This is a genomic window from Oenococcus kitaharae DSM 17330, assembly GCF_000241055.1.
In the GTDB taxonomy this organism is placed as follows: Bacteria; Bacillota; Bacilli; order Lactobacillales; family Lactobacillaceae; genus Oenococcus; species Oenococcus kitaharae.
The window spans coordinates 1,082,551-1,098,867 of the sequence record NZ_CM001398.1; the positions used below are offsets into that span (position 1 = coordinate 1,082,551).

Consider the following 16,317-nt stretch of genomic DNA (forward strand, 5'->3'; position numbering starts at 1 on the left):
TTTGACAGAAATCAATCAGATAGACTTGCAGGCGCTCGCAGAGCGCCTTTCGCTTACATATTTTAAAATGCCATTTCAGCATCAAGTACGTTTCAATTCCCGATTGCGCTCGACGGGCGGCCGAGTCGTGTTTCCAAGGCGCGGATCGCGTATTTTAGAAGCAGAGATTTACATGGAAGTTAATCCAAAATTATCTAATGAACAGCTTCCCGGCATCATTAAACATGAACTGGCACATTACATGATTTATCTCCAGAAGGGCCTGCATCATGAAAATGACCGTGATTTTCAGCGTTTATTAGTCAAAGTCGCGGCGCCAAAATACTCGCCCTTGGTGTCTGTACATAAATCAGCCTATTTGTATCGCTGCCAGGGCACACAGCATCATGAATTCAAGCGCAGCCGTAAAGTCGATATCAGACGTATGCGTTGCGGAATTGACGGCAGCCGCCTCATGCTAGTTTCCGAATATCATGCTAAATAAAAACCAGCTCCAAAAGGCTGGTTTTTTGTATCTATATTACTTGGAGCTTTCAACGTTTTCTGTCTCAATCAAACCATACTTGCCGTCATCTCTTTTATAGATGATATCAAGCTGATTTGTATCGGCATTTAAGAAGAGGAAGAAGTCGTGATCCAGCATTTCCATCTGGAGGGCTGCTTCTTCAAGATCCATCGGCTTCAGCGACAAAGTCTTGCGGCGGATAACTTCCAGCTTCTTATCCTCAGCTTCTTCAGGAACCAAAGGATCTACCTGCTCATTGAAGTCGATGCCCTTGAAACCTTTTTCTCGAGATTTACGATTGACTCTCGTTTTGAACTTACGAATTTGACGCAGCAGTTTGGCAGAAACTAAGTCGACAGCACTATAAAAATCACTTTGTGTCTCCTCGGCACGCAGGGTCAAGAAAGGCAGCGGCATGGTAACTTCGACTTTAAAAGTCTTTTCGTTGTATTTACGCAGATTGACGTGCGCAATCGGATTATTGTTGGCATCAATGTAGTTATTCAGTTTTTCCAAACGCATCTTGATATAGTTCTCAATTGCTTCTGTTGTGCTAATATTCTCACCACGAATTTGATAATCAATCATAATTTTCCTCCTACCTAAATTTTAAACTAGTCTAACACTCAATTTGTCTTTTTGGACGAAAATTAATTGGAAACGTTTTCTGAAACAGTTTTTAGCTTAACTTTGGCGGGATTTCAAGAGAATTTTCTTTAAATTCGTCTTTTCCAAGCAGTTCGTGTCTTTTTCAGGTATAATATTTTTGTTCGCGGACGTGGCGGAATTGGCAGACGCGCAGGATTAAGGATCCTGTGGTAGAAATACCGTATGAGTTCGACTCTCATCGCCCGCATGTGAGCCTTTTAATCCTGGTTAGACGATTAAAGGCACAGGACATCACATTTTAAGCACAAAATAAAAACCAAGTCGATACCGTAATGAATAGTGGCAGACTTGGTTTTTATTTTTACGCTTTTTCCGTACCGCCTTCGTTGTCGGCTTCGCCGCTACCCCAGACTTTAATAGCATAGACGCTGTTAAATAGCAGCGCGGCCTGCAGGGCAACTTGTGAAAGGTTTGCACCGAGATTGCCGATACTGCTGGCACCCGTGGCAACTTGGATGGAGAGAATCGACCAATAGATGATGTTGGCAAAATTGACCACGATCCAAAGAGACCAGTTTTCCTTGTATTTTAAAATATACAAGGTCTGAGCAATAATGCTGACGACAAAGTTAATACTGTCCAGATAGGGAAGTTGGCCGTGTAGCAGTGACAAGACCCACCAGCCGATTGCCCAGGCAACAAAAGCACCGAGGAAGACGCCGTTTCTCACATTCTTAGAAAATGAATGCGTTGCTTCATCATGACCCCACATGAACCAGCCGATCGGCTGTGAGACGACATACACGATATCCATGGCAAATGACCCGTATGCGTGGCTGATCCAAGCCACGTAAGTCATCGCCAGACACTGAATCAGGCCGAAAATAAAATTGATTTTGCGGCCTTTCATGCCGTAGATCAAACAGAGCACACCAGCAACACCTGAAATCATGCCGATGATTGAATCAGGTGCAATTGCATAGACGACAAATTGCAATAAAATAAGACAACTGATATAAATAACTTCAAACTTTTTCCAGTTTGCAAAGAGCTGAATGTAGAGCCAATTGAAGATTCCTTTGGATTCTGTGGACATAGTCGCGACCTCTTTTCGCAGTTAAAATAAAGCACTTGTACTTTGGATGAGTATTAAAAATAAAAAATACTTTATTTCAGCAATAGATTATCATGTATCTGCGAGAATAACAACAATTTTTTTCTCCAAGAAAACAGGATTTCGTGAAAACGCTTCCTTTTATCGAGAAAAGGTGTTATGATCTAATCAGGGTACAGCGAGATCATAAAACGGTAATTAGATTTACCAGCAAGTTTGATGCACGTGCGAATTGGATCTCCAGTGACCCGATCAGCGATATTATCAGCTTACCAACAGTATGAGCCGCCAGGTTTGATTCCTGGGACCAACAGCTATTGGCAGGTATACAGCGAGAAGCGTTCGGGTGATGCTGAATTAATCACGACTGTTGATAATATCGTTTTTTGTTGTCCAGAAGTTTAAAAAACCGTTTTTCTATTTTAGAGAAACGGTTTTAATATCTGCTTTTTTATTGATAATCCGTCCCGGATTGCCGACAACTGTCGCACCATCCGGCACATCATTTAAGACAACTGTGCCAGCGCCTACTTTAGCTCTTTGGCCAATTACGACTGGACCGAGAATTTGTGCACCGGCACCGATGAAAACGCCGTCCTCGATTTTTGGATGGCGTCGTCCGTCTGTGGCCTTGCGTGATCCTAGTGTGACGTTATGCAAAATGGTTACTTGGTTGCCGATGATCGTCGTTTCACCTATCACGACCCCATTTCCATGATCGATAAACAAAAATTTGCCAATTGAGGCGCCTGGATGAATGTCCACGCCTGTGGCACGTTTGCCCCAATGTGCGATGATCACTGCCAGCAAATAATGCCGGCGGCGATAGAGGAAATTGGCCAGCTGGTGATAGGCCAGCGCATGAAAACCAGGATAAGTTAAAAGTACTTCCCAGATACTGTGTGCGGCCGGATCACGCTTTTGGATCATGCCAGCCGCTTCAATTATATTTTTCAGGTGGCTCAAATTTGGTCAAAAGCTCCTTTTAAATCATTCAGCAGATCATCAATATCTTCTAAGCCGACTGATAAACGAATCAGTTCGTCTTGAATGCCGTTTTGAATGCGGATTTCACGGGGGATGGCTGCGTGAGTCATGACAGCTGGTACCTCGATCAGGCTTTCGATACCACCAAGGCTTTCAGCCAGATCGATAATTTTTAAGCTCTCGACAAATTTTTGAGTGTCGAGGCTTTTGTTAAGTTCAAAAGAAATCATGGCGCCAAAACCAGTCATTTGTTTTTTAGCAATGTCATAGCCGGCTGAATCTGGATCGCCGGGATAATAGACTTTAGCTACTTTTGCATTGCTTTTTAGGTAAGTGAATATCGTCCGAGCATTTTCTTCATGTGCCCGCATGCGGACGCCTAAAGTTTTAATGCCGCGCTGCAATAGCCAGCTGTCGTCAGGACTCAGAACAGCACCGATGGAATTCTGCAAAAAGGCCAGCTGCTTGGCGATTTGATCATCATTAGTGATCGCTAATCCGGCGATCAAATCGCTGTGGCCGCCCAGATATTTCGTGGCACTATGGACGACAATATCCGCACCTAATGCCAGAGGCTGTTGATTATAAGGCGTGGCAAAGGTGTTGTCGACAATCGTTCTCAGGCCATGAGCTTTGGCGATTTGGGCAAGAGCCTTGATATCACTGATATTTAACAGGGGATTAGTCGGTGTTTCTAAATAAATCGCCTTGGTATTGGGCTGGATTGCATCAGTAACAGCAGTCAAGTCACGCGTGTCAACAACTGTGAAAAGCAGTCCAAAGCGTTTTAAAAACTGATTGATCAAGCGAAAAGTGCCGCCATAAACATCATTTCCGACAATGATATGGTCACCGGCCGAAAAGAGTGAGAAAACCGTATGGATAGCGGCTGACCCGGAGGCAAAGGCAAAAGCAGCTGTGCCGCCTTCGATTTGTGCGGCCAATGATTCAAGTGCAGCGCGTGTTGGATTGCCGCTGCGGCCATATTCCCATTTAGGGCCAGCACTTAGCGCGTGTTGGTGAAAAGTCGAAGCACGATAGATTGGGATTGAAACGGCACCTGTCTGGGGATCTTCGCTGCTGCCGCCATGGATAAGTTCTGTATTAAAGTTCATAAGTCATTCTCCTAAAAATAAGCATTTAATCGTAAATGTGTTTGCTGAGGTAACGCTCGCTTGAATCCGGAAAAACAGTCACGATCGTTGATTTTTCCGGTAAGTCTTCGGCTAACTGCAGACTGGCTGCCAAGGCTGCTCCGCTAGAACTGCCGGCAAACAGGCCCATGTTTTTTGCCAGCCAATCGACATATTGAAAGGCTGTATCGTCAGAAATTGTCTTGACTTGGTCAACATGGATCTGTTTGAAAAAAGGCGGAACAAATTCAACGCCAATGCCTTCGATGCGGTGGGGATGCTCGGGTCCGCCGTTTAAAATCGAGCCTTCGGGTTCGACTGTGACAGCTTTCATGGCCGGATATTTTTCCTGCAGTGCCCGTGTTGTACCGACAAAAGTGCCGCCACTGCCAGATCCGGCGACAAAGGCATCAATTTGCTGATTACCCAGGTCTTGAATAATTTCCGGCCCCAAAGTCCGGTAATAAACGTCTGGATTGGCTGGGTTCTGAAACTGCAGTGGCACATAAGAATTGGAAATTTCCTCATGTAAGGCCTGAGCTTTTTTTATGGCGCCCGTAATCCCTTGTTCTGCGGGTGTATTAATGACTTGGGCGCCTAAGGCCCGCATCAGTACCTGTTTTTCAAAACTGAATTTTTCCGGCACGACTAATTTAACCGGCAGCTGGTACTGCTGAGCGGCTAAAGCGACGCCGATGCCTGTATTTCCGGCCGTGGGTTCAATAATCGTTGTGTTTTCTTTGATAGCACCAATTGCTCTGCCGCGCTGGATGAGGGCCATGCCTAAACGGTCTTTGACGCTGCCGCCGGGATTGAACATTTCTAATTTGGCGTAAATTCGGCTGTGTTTCGGCACCTGGATATTGATCTTTAAAAGTGGTGTCCGGCCGATTAATTGGTACACATTATCTACTAGCATTTTTAGCTCCTACTAAATTTCTTCAAAATAAAAGACGCAGATTCTTTTTCGGAATTTGCGTCTTGATAACTGATTCTTTGATTATTTTATTGGCTAAAAGTTATAAACAACAATTTTCAGGACAACAAGAAACAACGAATCGCTCAAGACGCGATCCGCAGCAGCAGCTGACCATGGATAAAGTTGTTTTGTTAGATAATAACATGCTGGTTAATTTCACTTGACATCTTATCGGAACGCTGAGGGCTTGTCAATAGGGTTCACTGCCGTCAAAAAGTTTTGTTAAGATACTCAATGTGTTTGTTAATCCGAAAACAACTAGGTCTCAGCGTTCAATGATGCATGTTTCCTCATCTGAATTAACGTCTGTATTTTTTAGCCTGCTGCTTTCTTTTGCATCTTGCTATGTCATGACCGGAAAGGCTGCCAGAACCGTTTTTGCCAGCCAGCCGCGAAATTCGTTTAGCCAAATGACCGTCAAGGGGAGCAGCGGGCTTTACGAAGAACAGCTGGCTGCGATTCAACAATTGGTTCAATCACAGCATATGCAAGGAGAATTATTGGTGAGCAATCATGGGCGGTCGGGCCTGCAGTCAATGGCTTTTGGCCAGGCTGATAATCTTGCTAAGACACCGAATAGTTTAGACGGCCTGTTCCCAATTGCTTCTTTGCAAAAAGCTGTAACAGCTTTGATTGTTGGCCGTCTGATAGACCAAGGCAGGCTCAATCTTAAAGACAGGCTAAGCGATTTTTATCCCTCGGTTCCTTTTTCTAGTCAGATCACGATTGAGATGCTTTTGGAACACAAATCTGGTATTTGGATGGGGGAAATGCGTCCAAACGCCCTTTTGACTGATGAAAATCAGCAGATTGCGTTTTGCCTGAGCCACCTTGTCTCGACAGGACGATTCTACTGGCATTATACGGATGCCAATTATATTCTGCTGGCTGGCATTATTGCACAGCGGACACAGCAAACATATTCTCAGAATGTGATTGAAGATTTGATTCGTCCTTTGCATCTGCAACATACTTTTTTCTGGAATCGGTTGCCTGCTAATACAGCTTTGGTAAAACCGGCCGGTATCAGCAGCCAAGGACAGGCCGGCTGGCAGCGGTCGCGCGACTTGTTGTTGTCCAGTGATCTTGGGGCGGGCGATATGTATGCCAATGTTTTTGATTACTACAAAATATTGGATGCGATTCTGCAATCCAAACTGTTATCGCCTGAAACAACAGCCTCGCTGCTGCCGAATCGTTTTGTGAAGTATCGTGCCGGACTGTATTATGGTGCTTCTGGCCATTTTTATGCGCATGGTGCTGACAATGGTTTTTATTTGCTGGTTGATATTTCGCCAGACGCACAAAAACTCGCTATTTTCTTTATTAATCAAGGCAATTGGCAGCGCGCAAAGGTAATTAACCAACAAGTTTTCAACAACTTATCGACTGAATCTATTTATCGTTTGAAACGCTGAATTTTAGCCTTTTCAAAAATTTTTCTGTTACAAAGTGCACATTATTGACAGCGCTTACATATGAGCTATACTTTTCCATGTCATTGGAGATGTGTTTGAAAATAGCACAAGCTGTTTTCCTAGTTACCAATTTTTAAATACCTCGCATTGACCGCTTTGCCGTTCTAACTGACGGCTATCTGCTTTGAAATTGGCAGAATATGATATTTTATTTTTTTTAATAAGGAGATAAGTATGACAAAAATGATTGCTGGTCAAGCACTGATTAAGACTTTGGAAGATTGGGGCGTGGACCACGTTTACGGTATTCCGGGCGGTTCGATTAACCATACGGTCGAAGGGCTCTTTCTCGAAAAAGCCAGTGTCAAGTATATTCAGGTACGCCATGAAGAAGTCGGCGCCATCGCGGCTTCGGCTGATGCTAAATATACGGGTAAAATTGGTGTTGCGTTTGGTTCTGCCGGCCCTGGCGCAACACATCTATTCAACGGCCTTTACGATGCCAAAATGGATCACGTGCCTTTGTTGGCTTTGGTTGGCCAAGTACCCCAAGCAACAATGAATACGAACTATTTCCAAGAATTCGATGAAGTACCCATGTTTAGCGATGTGGCCGTTTACAATCGGACAATCACGACCGCCGAACAGATTCCCTATGTGATTAATCAGGCGATTCGCGAGGCTTATCGGCAAAAGGGTGTTGCAGTCGTTGTGATTCCTGAAAATCTAGCTGAAGCCGAGATTGATTACGAGCCGGCCAAGACGCCGAAAGTGGTTGCCAATAATTTTTCTCAGACAGTCGATCCTAAAGCGATCACGGATACGCTTGCCATGATTAAAGCAGCCAAACACCCTTTGATTTATGCTGGCCGTGGTTTGCTGGGCGCACGAGATGTTTTGGAAAAGTTTTCTGAGCAATTCTCGATCCCGGTTATCAACACAGTTCCGGCTACAGGCGTCATTAGCACAGATCACCCTAATTCCATCGGTACTTTTGGCCGCTTGGGAAGCAAGTCTGGGTTTGAAGCCTTGCAGCACGCGGATTTAATCCTCTTTTTGGCATCCGAATTTCCATTCGCGCGTTTCTGGCCGAAAAATATTAAGATTATTCAAGTTAACAACAATCCCTTTGATATTGGTAAAACGGTTGATGTCGATTATGCCGTTATTTCCGATGCCAAAAGCTATCTGCAGGATTTGATTGCGACAGGTGAGACACTGCCTGAAGGCGTTTGGCTGAAAGCTAATCGCGAAAACCGGAAAAATTGGTTGACTTGGCTTGATGATCTCGCTGAAGATGACAGTCATGGCTTAAACCCGGAGACGGTAATGAAAAAAGTTGCTGAAATTTCCGGGCCGAAAGACACATTTGGCGTTGATACAGGAAATGTGTCTGAATGGGGTGTTCGCGGCGTTCCGATGAACCACGAGCAGCGTTTTGCCATTTCTGGATTGTTTGCCACGATGGGATTTGGCCTGCCTGCTGGTCTTGCAGGAGCTTTGAGTGTGCCGGACAGCCAGGCCTGGTCATTTTCAGGGGATGGCGGTTTTGCAATGGTTGCCCCTGACTTGATCACAGAGGTTCGTTATCAGCTGCCTGTCATCAATGTGGTCTTTTCAAATCAGCGTTTTGGTTTTATTTACCATGAGCAGGTCCAGACCAAGCAGCATTTTTATGGTGTTGATTTGACTGATGCCGACTGGGCCAAGGTTGCTGAAGGTTTTGGCGCGATCGGTTTCACTGTTAAAACAATTGCTGATGTTGCAAAAACATTTGCTGAAATTCAAAAACTGCAGGCTGCCGGCAATAAAAAGCCGATCGTTGTTAACGCGGTCATTCAATCAGATGATCCGATTCCGACCGACTTTATGCCTCTAGATCCTGAACTTTATGATCAAAAAACAGTTGATCAATATGCAACAGCCTTCCATATTGATCCGAAAAAGCAGCCTTCACTGGGCGCACTTCTTCGTGCACAAGGCGATACTTTATAAAATCGCGGCATCTTTATTTGGCCAAACAAAAAACCGGTTAACGTTCTCACGAATCAAACGCTGACCGGTTTTTACTTGCTTATTTTGCGTTCATTGTTTCGGCATACTTCGACTTGATAAAGTTAGCAGAAACTTGCAGCTTGTCCAGCTCGTCTTGAGTCAGATCTAATTGGAGCTGAGCGACGATGCCATCGCGTCCAACGATTGCTGGGTAGGACAAATAAGATCCGTATTCAGCACGGTAGTTAGAGACCGGCAATTCTGTCAGAGCATTGCTCATAATGACGGAATAGAGCCGTGTGGCAGCACTGGCAATACCATAATTCGTGTATTTCTTTCCGCGAAAGACTGTAAAACCGCCATGTTTGGCTTCATCGTTAATAGCATCCAAATCCAAATGGCTTTTTTCAGCGATACCGAGGATCGGCTTGCCCAATACGCGGACAGTTGACCAAGCTGTGAATTGCGAGTTACCGTGTTCGCCTAAGTTATAGCCAACAACGGAACGTGGATCGATTTTCAGGCTTTTGGCAACAGACCGTTTCATACGAGATGAATCCAGCAGGGTACCAGTGCCAAGAACATGATTTTTCGGCAGCCCGGTTACTTGCTGATAAATAGACGTAATTACGTCAACAGGGTTGGTAATTGTGATAATTAAGCCCTTGAAACCGGAATTTTTGATTTCGTTAGCAACACCGATCACTTCTTGACTTGTGAAAGGCAGTTCGGCAAAACGGTCGTCATTTTTGTTGTCTTGCAAACTGATTTTGCCCAATGACGAAATAATAATATCTGTATCCTCCAACTGGCTGTAATCGTTCACAAAAATATTTGTATGATATGGCAGATTTGCCATAGCATCTTCAAAATCCAGTGCATCTGCTTGGACTTTGGCTTCATTCGTATCAATCAAGACCAAATCATCAGCCAATCCGCCGGCAACGATCTGATGAGCGACCGTTGAACCGACATGACCAACGCCGATGATTGCAAGTTTACGTGACATATGACCTCCTAGTTAATTTTTTCACTTATTTTTATGTAAGTAGTATTAAACTAACACTTTTGAACGCCTGGTTAAAGGCTTTTCGGCAGTTTTTTGAAACTCGTGCTTGCGTCAAGCGTGATCTTGAATGTTTGCGCTTTCATTATGACTATGAGAAAATTAAGCTGTGTTGGGAAACGCACATAACTAAAGACATAACAAATCGTTAAGCGATTTTGTTGAGGAGCATTGCTATGAAAGTAATCGTAATTGGCAGTACGCATGCCGGAACGACGGTTGTTGAACAGATACTTGCAGACCACCCCGAAACAAAAGTAACTGTTTATGAGCGCCATGATAATGTATCGTTTTTGTCTTGCGGCATTGCTTTATATTTAGGAGGCGAAATCAAAGACCCGCAGGGACTCTTTTACTCAAGCCCGGAAGCTTTGACTGAACTTGGCGCAGATATGAAACTGCGGCACGATGTCTTGGCTGTCGATAACAGTCGGCATACTGTCACAGTTAAAAATCTGCAGACCGGCGAAGTCTTTGAGGATCACTACGATAAATTAGTCGTTACCACAGGTTCTTGGCCCATCGTGCCGCCAATTGACGGTATTGATCATCCAGATATTTATTTGTGCAAAAACTGGGAACATGCCCAGGTTCTCTGGGAAAAGGCCAAGGATGCCAAGAGAATTGTCGTAATAGGCGGCGGCTATATTGGCACAGAATTAGTCGAAGCCTTCAATAAGACTGGCCATGAAGTCACACTGATTGATGGCCTGCCAAGGATTTTAAATAAATATTTTGATTCCGAAATCACGGATCGTGTTGAAGAAGATTTCAAAGCACATGGCATTCGACTAGCGCTTGGCCAAATGGTGAAGTCTTTTTCTGACAATGGCGAAGAAGTTGTTGTCGAAACAAATCAGGGCCGTTATGCAGCCGACATGGTGATTCTGTGTGTTGGCTTTCGACCAAATACCGCTTTGGTCAAAGGGTTGGTTGACATGAATCAAGACGGCTCGATTGTCACAAATGTCTACATGCAGACATCGGACCCTGATATCTATGCAGCTGGGGATGCCGCTGCTGTCCGCTACAATCCAAGCGGCCGGCAAGCCTATATTCCACTAGCAACTAATGCTGTCCGCCAAGGCATTCTCGTAGGCATTAATTTGTTTGGCAACACTAAAAAAGACATGGGTACCCAATCCACATCCGGTTTGATGCTGTTTGATAAAACAATTGTATCTTCCGGCATGACTTGGGAATTGGCCTCAGCGCTGAACATTCCGGCTGCCTTTGTTATCTTAGAGGATAATTATCGGCCAGAATTTATGCCATCAACGACACCTGTCCTGATGGAATTAGTCTACAATCCGGAAAACCGGCGCATTCTAGGCGCACAGCTGATGAGTGATTATGACGTCTCACAGTCGGCTAACACGATTTCCGCGATGATTCAAAATCAGAATACAATTGATGACCTGGCTTTTCTCGATATGCTTTTCCAGCCACAATTCGACCGGCCCTTCCATTATTTGAATCTTTTAGGGCAGGCAGCTGTTGCTGACGCCGACAAAAAGACACCTGTCGACATGACTTAATTTAAGATAAATCTTCCGAAACTGGGAGATTTTTTTGTCTACGGCGTTTTTTTGCGTACTAAAGATTGTGACAGACATTTCAGATTATTATGGCCGTTTATGTTTGAAATCGCGTTTTGATTCAGCCGAGGACGCTAAAATCCAAGTTCTGCCGCCTTTTGATAAACAGGGACATTGTTATCGCTGCGGCCAAAAAAATCACGCTGATTTACCCAATGGCGAATTTTTCTGTACAGTTTGTCTGCAGATGGGCCGCAATAGCAGTTTGGCCTGTTTTCACTGGGCCAAAGAACCTGCAGCTGATGCCCGAAATGGTCAAAGCTGGCTGACTTGGCAGGGAACTTTAACTGGTAAACAGCAGCAGGTCGCTTCTGAAATTATTGAATCAATTGATTCGGGGCAGGACAGGCTGGTTTGGGCAGTAACAGGCGCAGGCAAGACGGAAATGATCTTTCCGGCTATTAATCACGCTTTAAAACAAGGCAAACGAGTTGCCATGGTTTCACCGCGGATTGATGTCATTTTAGAACTGGCTCCGCGTCTGCGGTCCGCTTTTTCAGACTTGGATCTCCTGCTTTTATATGGTGATACACCCGAAAAATATCATTATACAAAGCTTGTTCTGGCAACGACTCATCAACTGCTAAAGTTCAAAGAAGCCTTTGATCTGCTGATTATAGACGAGGTTGATTCTTTTCCTTTTCGCGGCGACCCAATGCTGGCTTTTGCAGCTGAAAAGGCCAAAAAGCCCCAATCGTCCACGATCTATCTAACAGCGACACCGACTGCACAACTGATCAAAGAGTATCGTCAAAAACAGCTGCCCGCTTCTTTTCTGCCTCTGCGTTTTCATGGCCACTTATTGCCAGTTTTAACTTTTACTCGGATCGGAGATTGGCACAAACAATTAACCAAGGGCCGGCTGCCCAAGAAATTAGTTGATCAAATTCTGCTTTACGCAGGCAGCGGACAGCGTTTTCTATTGTTTTTGCCGCGGGTGAAAGATTTAGCACCAGTTTTAAAAGCGATTAGCAAGATTACTGATATTAAAGGCCTGGCCGTGCATGCAGCCGACCCGCAACGCAAGGAAAAAGTGCAGCAGATGCGGGATAAAAGCGTGCAGTTTCTTGTCACAACGACGATTTTAGAACGGGGTGTGACTTTTCCCGGTATTGATGTGTTAATTCTTGGTGCTGATGATGAGATTTTTTCGACCAATGCAATTGTACAGATTGCCGGCCGTGTTGGGCGCAACAATGATCGCCAAACCGGCCTCGTGTTAGCTTTCATAGAAGAACAGACACGTGCTTTAAAGGCGGCTGCAGCGCAGATTGTTTTCATGAATCAAAAAGGGCAGGCACAACGTGATGGTCAGTAGTTATTGTCTGCTTTGCGGTAGTGCGTATCAGACTAGCGGCAGTTTTTCAGACTGGCTATTTGGAAACAGCGTGATTGACCCGCTATGTTCGCCATGTAAAAACCGCTGTCATTACATTCAAGGGCCTATTTGTCAGGATTGCGGCCGTCCCAGCCAAGTTGAGTTATGTGCTGATTGCCGGATCTGGCGGACAAAATACGATTTCGTTTTAACCAATCGCGCACTTTTAAGTTATGACAGTTTTCTAAAGGATTTTATGCATCAGTATAAGTTTGTAGGTGATTATCGCCTTCGAAGCGCGTTCTCTTCAGAACTCAAAGAGAAATTTGGCAAGCAAATTTCACAATCTGCATTAGTCATATCGGTCCCGGTTAGCCGTCAAACGATGCGCGAACGCGGCTTTAATCAAGTAAAAGGACTATTTGCATTCGCTGAAAAAAAGATGCGGAACGATATCCTGTATGTAGCTGATAAGAAACAGACTTCAAAATTAGACCGTCGGGATCGTCTAAATAAAGCCAATCTATTTTTCTTGAAAAACAAAGATTGTGCTGAGAATGAGATCATCCTACTGGATGACGTTTACACAACAGGGACGACGCTGCATCAGGCTGCAGCTTGTTTATATGAAGCTGGCGCTAAGAAAATATCAACGATCAGCCTAGCACGTTAGGATAATCAGCCAAGTCTTGCTATAATATTTATCAGTGAAATTGTGCCAATTTTTGGCAGGGGGGCAAGTTTGGTAAATCCAGTTAGAAAAATAATTGAAAATCCAAAACGCCAGTTACGCAAATACGAGCATTTGGCTGATTTGACAGAGGCCTATGCTGATCAGATGGCAGCTTTGTCCGATCAGCAGCTGCAGGCTAAGACAACAGAATTCAAGCAGCGGCTGGCTTCCGGGGAGACGTTGAATCAGCTCTTGCCAGAGGCTTTTGCAGTTGTGCGCGAAGCTGACAAACGTGTTTTGGGTCTTTATCCCTTTAGAGTTCAGATCATCGGCGGTGCCGTCCTTCATGGCGGTAACATTGCTGAAATGAAGACTGGTGAAGGAAAGACGCTGACAGCCACGATGCCGGTTTATTTGAATGCTTTGCCGGCTCAAGGCGTGCATGTTGTCACGGTCAATGAATACTTAACACAGTATCAAGCTGAAGAAATGGGGCAAGTCTATAAGTGGCTTGGTTTGACGATTGGCGTCAATTTAAACGATATGTCGCCAGAAGAAAAACGTGCCGCTTTTGCCTGCGACATCACTTATACGACCAATTCTGCGATTGGTTTTGATTATCTGCGAGATAATATGGCACAGTCTTTGGACGAGCGTGTCATCCGTTCATTGAATTATGTTCTGATCGATGAGGCTGATTCGATTTTGATTGATTCAGCTAGAACACCTCTGATTATCGGCGGTTCATCTGATAATGTAAATCTGCTTTACCAGCGTGCCGATCGTTTTGTCAAGACTCTGGATGAAGGCGAAAATCAGGATTATACAGTCGATGAAGAACAAAAGACAGCCATGCTGACGAATCAAGGTATTCACAAGGCCGAAGTATTTTTCAACACGGACAATCTGTATGGGGACGATAACGTTGCCTTAGCTCACTTTATTGAGACGGCCTTGCGGGCCAACTATTCCTTCTTCCGTGATAAGGATTATGTTGTTCGTGATGGCGAAGTTAAGTTAATTGATCAGTTTACTGGCCGTATCTCTGAAGGGACGCGTATGTCAGACGGCCTGCACCAAGCTTTTGAAGCTAAAGAAGGCGTTCAGATTCAAGGTGAAGGTACGACGCTGGCTTCAATCACACTGCAGAATTTCTTTAGAATGTATAAGAAAATTTCCGGTATGACCGGTACAGCTAAGACTGAAGAAGAAGAGCTGAAAGAGATCTATAACATGGATGTTGTTCAGATTCCGACCAACGAACCAGTCCGTCGTGTTGATGAACCAGATGTTCTGTATTTTAGTTTGAAAGGCAAGTTTAAGGCTGTTGTTGACGAGATTGAGCGTTTGCATGCTAAAGGACAGCCTGTTCTTGTTGGGACTGTGTCAGTCGATACTTCAGAGCTGCTTTCTCAGATGCTTGTTAAAAAAGGTATTCAGCATAATGTGCTGAATGCGAAAAATAACGCTCGGGAAGCCGAAATTGTTGCTCAAGCCGGCCAGCGCGGTGCTGTGACGATTGCGACCAACATGGCCGGTCGTGGTACTGATATCAAATTAGGTCCCGGCATTGCGCAATTAGGTGGTTTGGCTGTCATCGGTACTGAACGTCACGAATCCCGTCGAATTGATAATCAGCTGCGTGGCCGTTCCGGCCGTCAGGGGGATCCAGGATTTTCCCGTTTCTATTTGAGTTTGGAAGATGATTTGATGGTTCGTTTCGGTGCCGACCGTATCAAGAAATTGATGCAGCGCATGAACATGGATGATGATGACTCAGTTGTTAAAAATCCGATGATTTCACGTTCTGTCGAATCCGCCCAGCGGCGTGTTGAAGGCAATAACTACGATACACGTAAACAAGTGCTCCAATATGATGATGTCATGCGCCAGCAGCGCGAAATCATCTATGATGAAAGAACTCAGATTATGAAGTCCACTGAATCTTTGAAGGGGATTTTCCTGCCAATGGTCTATCGGACGATTGACCGCGTGGTGAATGCTCATACGACTGGTGCCGAAAAAGATTGGGATTTGCTGGCGATTGTTGATTTTGTTGATAATGCTTTGGATAACGAAGGCCAAGTTACGGTACCTGATTTGAATGGTAAAACAGCTGACCAGATTAAGCATTTGCTATATGAACTGGCTAACCGTGAATTCTTTGCTAAGCAGGATACACTGACCGATAAGACGCAGATGGTCAATTTTGAAAAGACGATCATGCTGCGTGCCATTGATCAGCATTGGATGCAGCATATTGATGATATGGATCGTCTGCGCCAATCTGTCATGGTACGTTCTTATGGCCAGTACAACCCATTAATCGAGTATCAGACAGCTGCCTTCAGTACTTATAACAAGATGATCGATGATATCGAATATGATGCCACCCGTCTCTTCATGAAAGCCCAGATTCGCCAGAATTTGCGGTCATAAAAAAAGAAGCCTCAAGCTTCTTTTTTATTTTGGCGTATTGATTAATTTATTTAGTTGATAGAGAAAAACCCAGGCAAATATCATACTGGCAATTGCCGTCAATAGCAGCAGGATACGATTGTTAGTTAAAACGCCCGCGATAGCCACGAGCGCTAAGAGAAGCAAGGGGATACCATTATGCAAGGTGATTTTTTTGATCTGTGGAAACTGTTCAACATCCCAAATGAATAATTTTTTCTGCTGGCTAACCAGATAACCGCCCAAAGCCAAATCGATGCATACGAGAATAATACCGACAATAATCATAACTTTGATTCTACATTTTCAGATAAAAAAAAGCACCCGTCCATAGACGAATGCCGCACCGATGCTGCCGTTAGCCGGCTTGCAGATTTTGACCCCTAATTGAAAAGTGGGAACTAAGTTCATGCTGCAGGTTTCCAAGTGAAAAGGCCTGCCTTGGACAATCACCGCTGTTCCCGG

At 44.5% G+C, this 16,317-nt stretch carries 16 protein-coding genes and 1 tRNA gene; 10 read left to right on the forward strand and 7 right to left on the reverse strand.

The window, feature by feature from the left end:
* The first annotated feature begins 1 nt into the window (after position 1).
* A complete protein-coding gene (locus OKIT_RS05410; RefSeq protein WP_007745978.1) occupies positions 2 to 484 on the forward strand; it encodes a SprT family protein in 483 nt (160 codons plus the stop codon).
* A 36-nt stretch (positions 485 to 520) separates the two neighbouring features.
* Here the strand turns inward: OKIT_RS05410 and hpf are convergent, their stop codons facing one another.
* Positions 521 to 1,093, reverse strand: a complete 573-nt coding sequence (gene hpf, locus OKIT_RS05415; protein ID WP_007745980.1) for a ribosome hibernation-promoting factor, HPF/YfiA family — start codon at positions 1,091 to 1,093, stop codon at positions 521 to 523.
* Between the two features lie 184 nt (positions 1,094 to 1,277).
* Here hpf and OKIT_RS05420 point away from each other — a divergent pair.
* Positions 1,278 to 1,361: transfer RNA gene (locus OKIT_RS05420), tRNA-Leu, on the forward strand.
* Positions 1,362 to 1,475: 114 nt separating this feature from the next.
* Here OKIT_RS05420 and pnuC read toward each other — a convergent pair.
* Positions 1,476 to 2,210 (reverse strand): nicotinamide riboside transporter PnuC, encoded by a 735-nt coding sequence (gene pnuC, locus OKIT_RS05425; protein ID WP_007745982.1) that lies wholly within the window; start codon positions 2,208 to 2,210, stop codon positions 1,476 to 1,478.
* A 243-nt stretch (positions 2,211 to 2,453) separates the two neighbouring features.
* On the opposite strand from pnuC, the gene OKIT_RS09645 reads away from it, so the two are divergent.
* Positions 2,454 to 2,633, forward strand: coding sequence for a hypothetical protein (locus tag OKIT_RS09645; RefSeq protein WP_148126082.1), 180 nt, complete (start codon positions 2,454 to 2,456; stop codon positions 2,631 to 2,633).
* Between the two features lie 12 nt (positions 2,634 to 2,645).
* On the opposite strand, the gene cysE is transcribed toward OKIT_RS09645, so the two are convergent.
* The 3 genes from cysE to OKIT_RS05440 are packed head-to-tail and all read right to left on the reverse strand — an operon-like array spanning position 2,646 to position 5,267.
* The gene (gene cysE / locus OKIT_RS05430; protein ID WP_036593866.1) at positions 2,646 to 3,158 is read right to left on the reverse strand and encodes a serine O-acetyltransferase; all 513 of its coding nucleotides are present in this window, start codon (positions 3,156 to 3,158) and stop codon (positions 2,646 to 2,648) included.
* Between the two features lie 32 nt (positions 3,159 to 3,190).
* Positions 3,191 to 4,330 carry a trans-sulfuration enzyme family protein gene (locus tag OKIT_RS05435; protein WP_007745987.1) on the reverse strand — a complete coding sequence of 380 codons (1,140 nt, stop codon included), beginning with the start codon at positions 4,328 to 4,330 and terminating at the stop codon, positions 3,191 to 3,193.
* A gap of 25 nt (positions 4,331 to 4,355) precedes the next feature.
* Positions 4,356 to 5,267 (reverse strand): PLP-dependent cysteine synthase family protein, encoded by a 912-nt coding sequence (locus OKIT_RS05440; protein ID WP_007745989.1) that lies wholly within the window; start codon positions 5,265 to 5,267, stop codon positions 4,356 to 4,358.
* Between the two features lie 89 nt (positions 5,268 to 5,356).
* On the opposite strand from OKIT_RS05440, the gene OKIT_RS09815 reads away from it, so the two are divergent.
* The 3 genes from OKIT_RS09815 to OKIT_RS05450 all read left to right on the forward strand — a co-directional run bounded on the left by OKIT_RS09815 (position 5,357) and on the right by OKIT_RS05450 (position 8,740).
* Positions 5,357 to 5,491, forward strand: a complete 135-nt coding sequence (locus OKIT_RS09815) for a hypothetical protein (RefSeq protein WP_277868710.1) — start codon at positions 5,357 to 5,359, stop codon at positions 5,489 to 5,491.
* Between the two features lie 72 nt (positions 5,492 to 5,563).
* The gene (locus OKIT_RS05445; RefSeq protein ID WP_007745994.1) at positions 5,564 to 6,745 is read left to right on the forward strand and encodes a serine hydrolase domain-containing protein; all 1,182 of its coding nucleotides are present in this window, start codon (positions 5,564 to 5,566) and stop codon (positions 6,743 to 6,745) included.
* A gap of 234 nt (positions 6,746 to 6,979) precedes the next feature.
* A complete protein-coding gene (locus tag OKIT_RS05450) occupies positions 6,980 to 8,740 on the forward strand; it encodes a thiamine pyrophosphate-binding protein (RefSeq protein WP_007745997.1) in 1,761 nt (586 codons plus the stop codon).
* Positions 8,741 to 8,819: 79 nt separating this feature from the next.
* Here OKIT_RS05450 and OKIT_RS05455 read toward each other — a convergent pair whose 3' ends face one another.
* Positions 8,820 to 9,749 carry an L-lactate dehydrogenase gene (locus OKIT_RS05455; RefSeq protein ID WP_007745999.1) on the reverse strand — a complete coding sequence of 310 codons (930 nt, stop codon included), beginning with the start codon at positions 9,747 to 9,749 and terminating at the stop codon, positions 8,820 to 8,822.
* Positions 9,750 to 9,982: 233 nt separating this feature from the next.
* Here OKIT_RS05455 and OKIT_RS05460 point away from each other — a divergent pair, with 233 nt between their 5' ends.
* From OKIT_RS05460 to secA, 4 genes are all read left to right on the forward strand, one after another.
* Positions 9,983 to 11,344, forward strand: coding sequence for an FAD-dependent oxidoreductase (locus OKIT_RS05460; RefSeq protein WP_007746001.1), 1,362 nt, complete (start codon positions 9,983 to 9,985; stop codon positions 11,342 to 11,344).
* A gap of 76 nt (positions 11,345 to 11,420) precedes the next feature.
* On the forward strand, positions 11,421 to 12,722 hold the full coding sequence (locus OKIT_RS05465) for an ATP-dependent helicase ComFA (RefSeq protein ID WP_028291763.1): 1,302 nt from the start codon (positions 11,421 to 11,423) through the stop codon (positions 12,720 to 12,722).
* Positions 12,712 to 13,395: a ComFC family protein gene (locus OKIT_RS09775; protein ID WP_007746003.1), complete on the forward strand. Its 684-nt coding sequence runs from the start codon at positions 12,712 to 12,714 to the stop codon at positions 13,393 to 13,395. Before OKIT_RS05465 ends, OKIT_RS09775 begins: the two co-directional genes overlap by 11 nt.
* Before the next feature lie 69 nt (positions 13,396 to 13,464).
* The gene (gene secA, locus OKIT_RS05475) at positions 13,465 to 15,834 is read left to right on the forward strand and encodes a preprotein translocase subunit SecA (protein WP_007746004.1); all 2,370 of its coding nucleotides are present in this window, start codon (positions 13,465 to 13,467) and stop codon (positions 15,832 to 15,834) included.
* A 24-nt stretch (positions 15,835 to 15,858) separates the two neighbouring features.
* On the opposite strand, the gene OKIT_RS05480 is transcribed toward secA, so the two are convergent.
* The gene (locus OKIT_RS05480; RefSeq protein ID WP_007746006.1) at positions 15,859 to 16,140 is read right to left on the reverse strand and encodes a hypothetical protein; all 282 of its coding nucleotides are present in this window, start codon (positions 16,138 to 16,140) and stop codon (positions 15,859 to 15,861) included.
* Between the last annotated feature and the right edge of the window lie 177 nt (positions 16,141 to 16,317).

Bases quoted from the DNA above. Each gene is read 5' to 3' on its own strand.
- hpf (WP_007745980.1), bottom strand. From the start codon at position 1,093: ATGATTGATTATCAAATTCGTGGTGAGAATATTAGCACAACAGAAGCA.
- pnuC (WP_007745982.1), bottom strand. From the start codon at position 2,210: ATGTCCACAGAATCCAAAGGAATCTTCAATTGGCTCTACATTCAGCTC.
- cysE (WP_036593866.1), bottom strand. From the start codon at position 3,158: ATGATCCAAAAGCGTGATCCGGCCGCACACAGTATCTGGGAAGTACTT.
- OKIT_RS05435 (WP_007745987.1), bottom strand. From the start codon at position 4,330: ATGAACTTTAATACAGAACTTATCCATGGCGGCAGCAGCGAAGATCCC.
- OKIT_RS05440 (WP_007745989.1), bottom strand. From the start codon at position 5,267: ATGCTAGTAGATAATGTGTACCAATTAATCGGCCGGACACCACTTTTA.
- OKIT_RS05450 (WP_007745997.1), top strand. From the start codon at position 6,980: ATGACAAAAATGATTGCTGGTCAAGCACTGATTAAGACTTTGGAAGAT.
- OKIT_RS05455 (WP_007745999.1), bottom strand. From the start codon at position 9,749: ATGTCACGTAAACTTGCAATCATCGGCGTTGGTCATGTCGGTTCAACG.
- OKIT_RS05460 (WP_007746001.1), top strand. From the start codon at position 9,983: ATGAAAGTAATCGTAATTGGCAGTACGCATGCCGGAACGACGGTTGTT.
- OKIT_RS09775 (WP_007746003.1), top strand. From the start codon at position 12,712: ATGGTCAGTAGTTATTGTCTGCTTTGCGGTAGTGCGTATCAGACTAGC.
- OKIT_RS05480 (WP_007746006.1), bottom strand. From the start codon at position 16,140: ATGATTATTGTCGGTATTATTCTCGTATGCATCGATTTGGCTTTGGGC.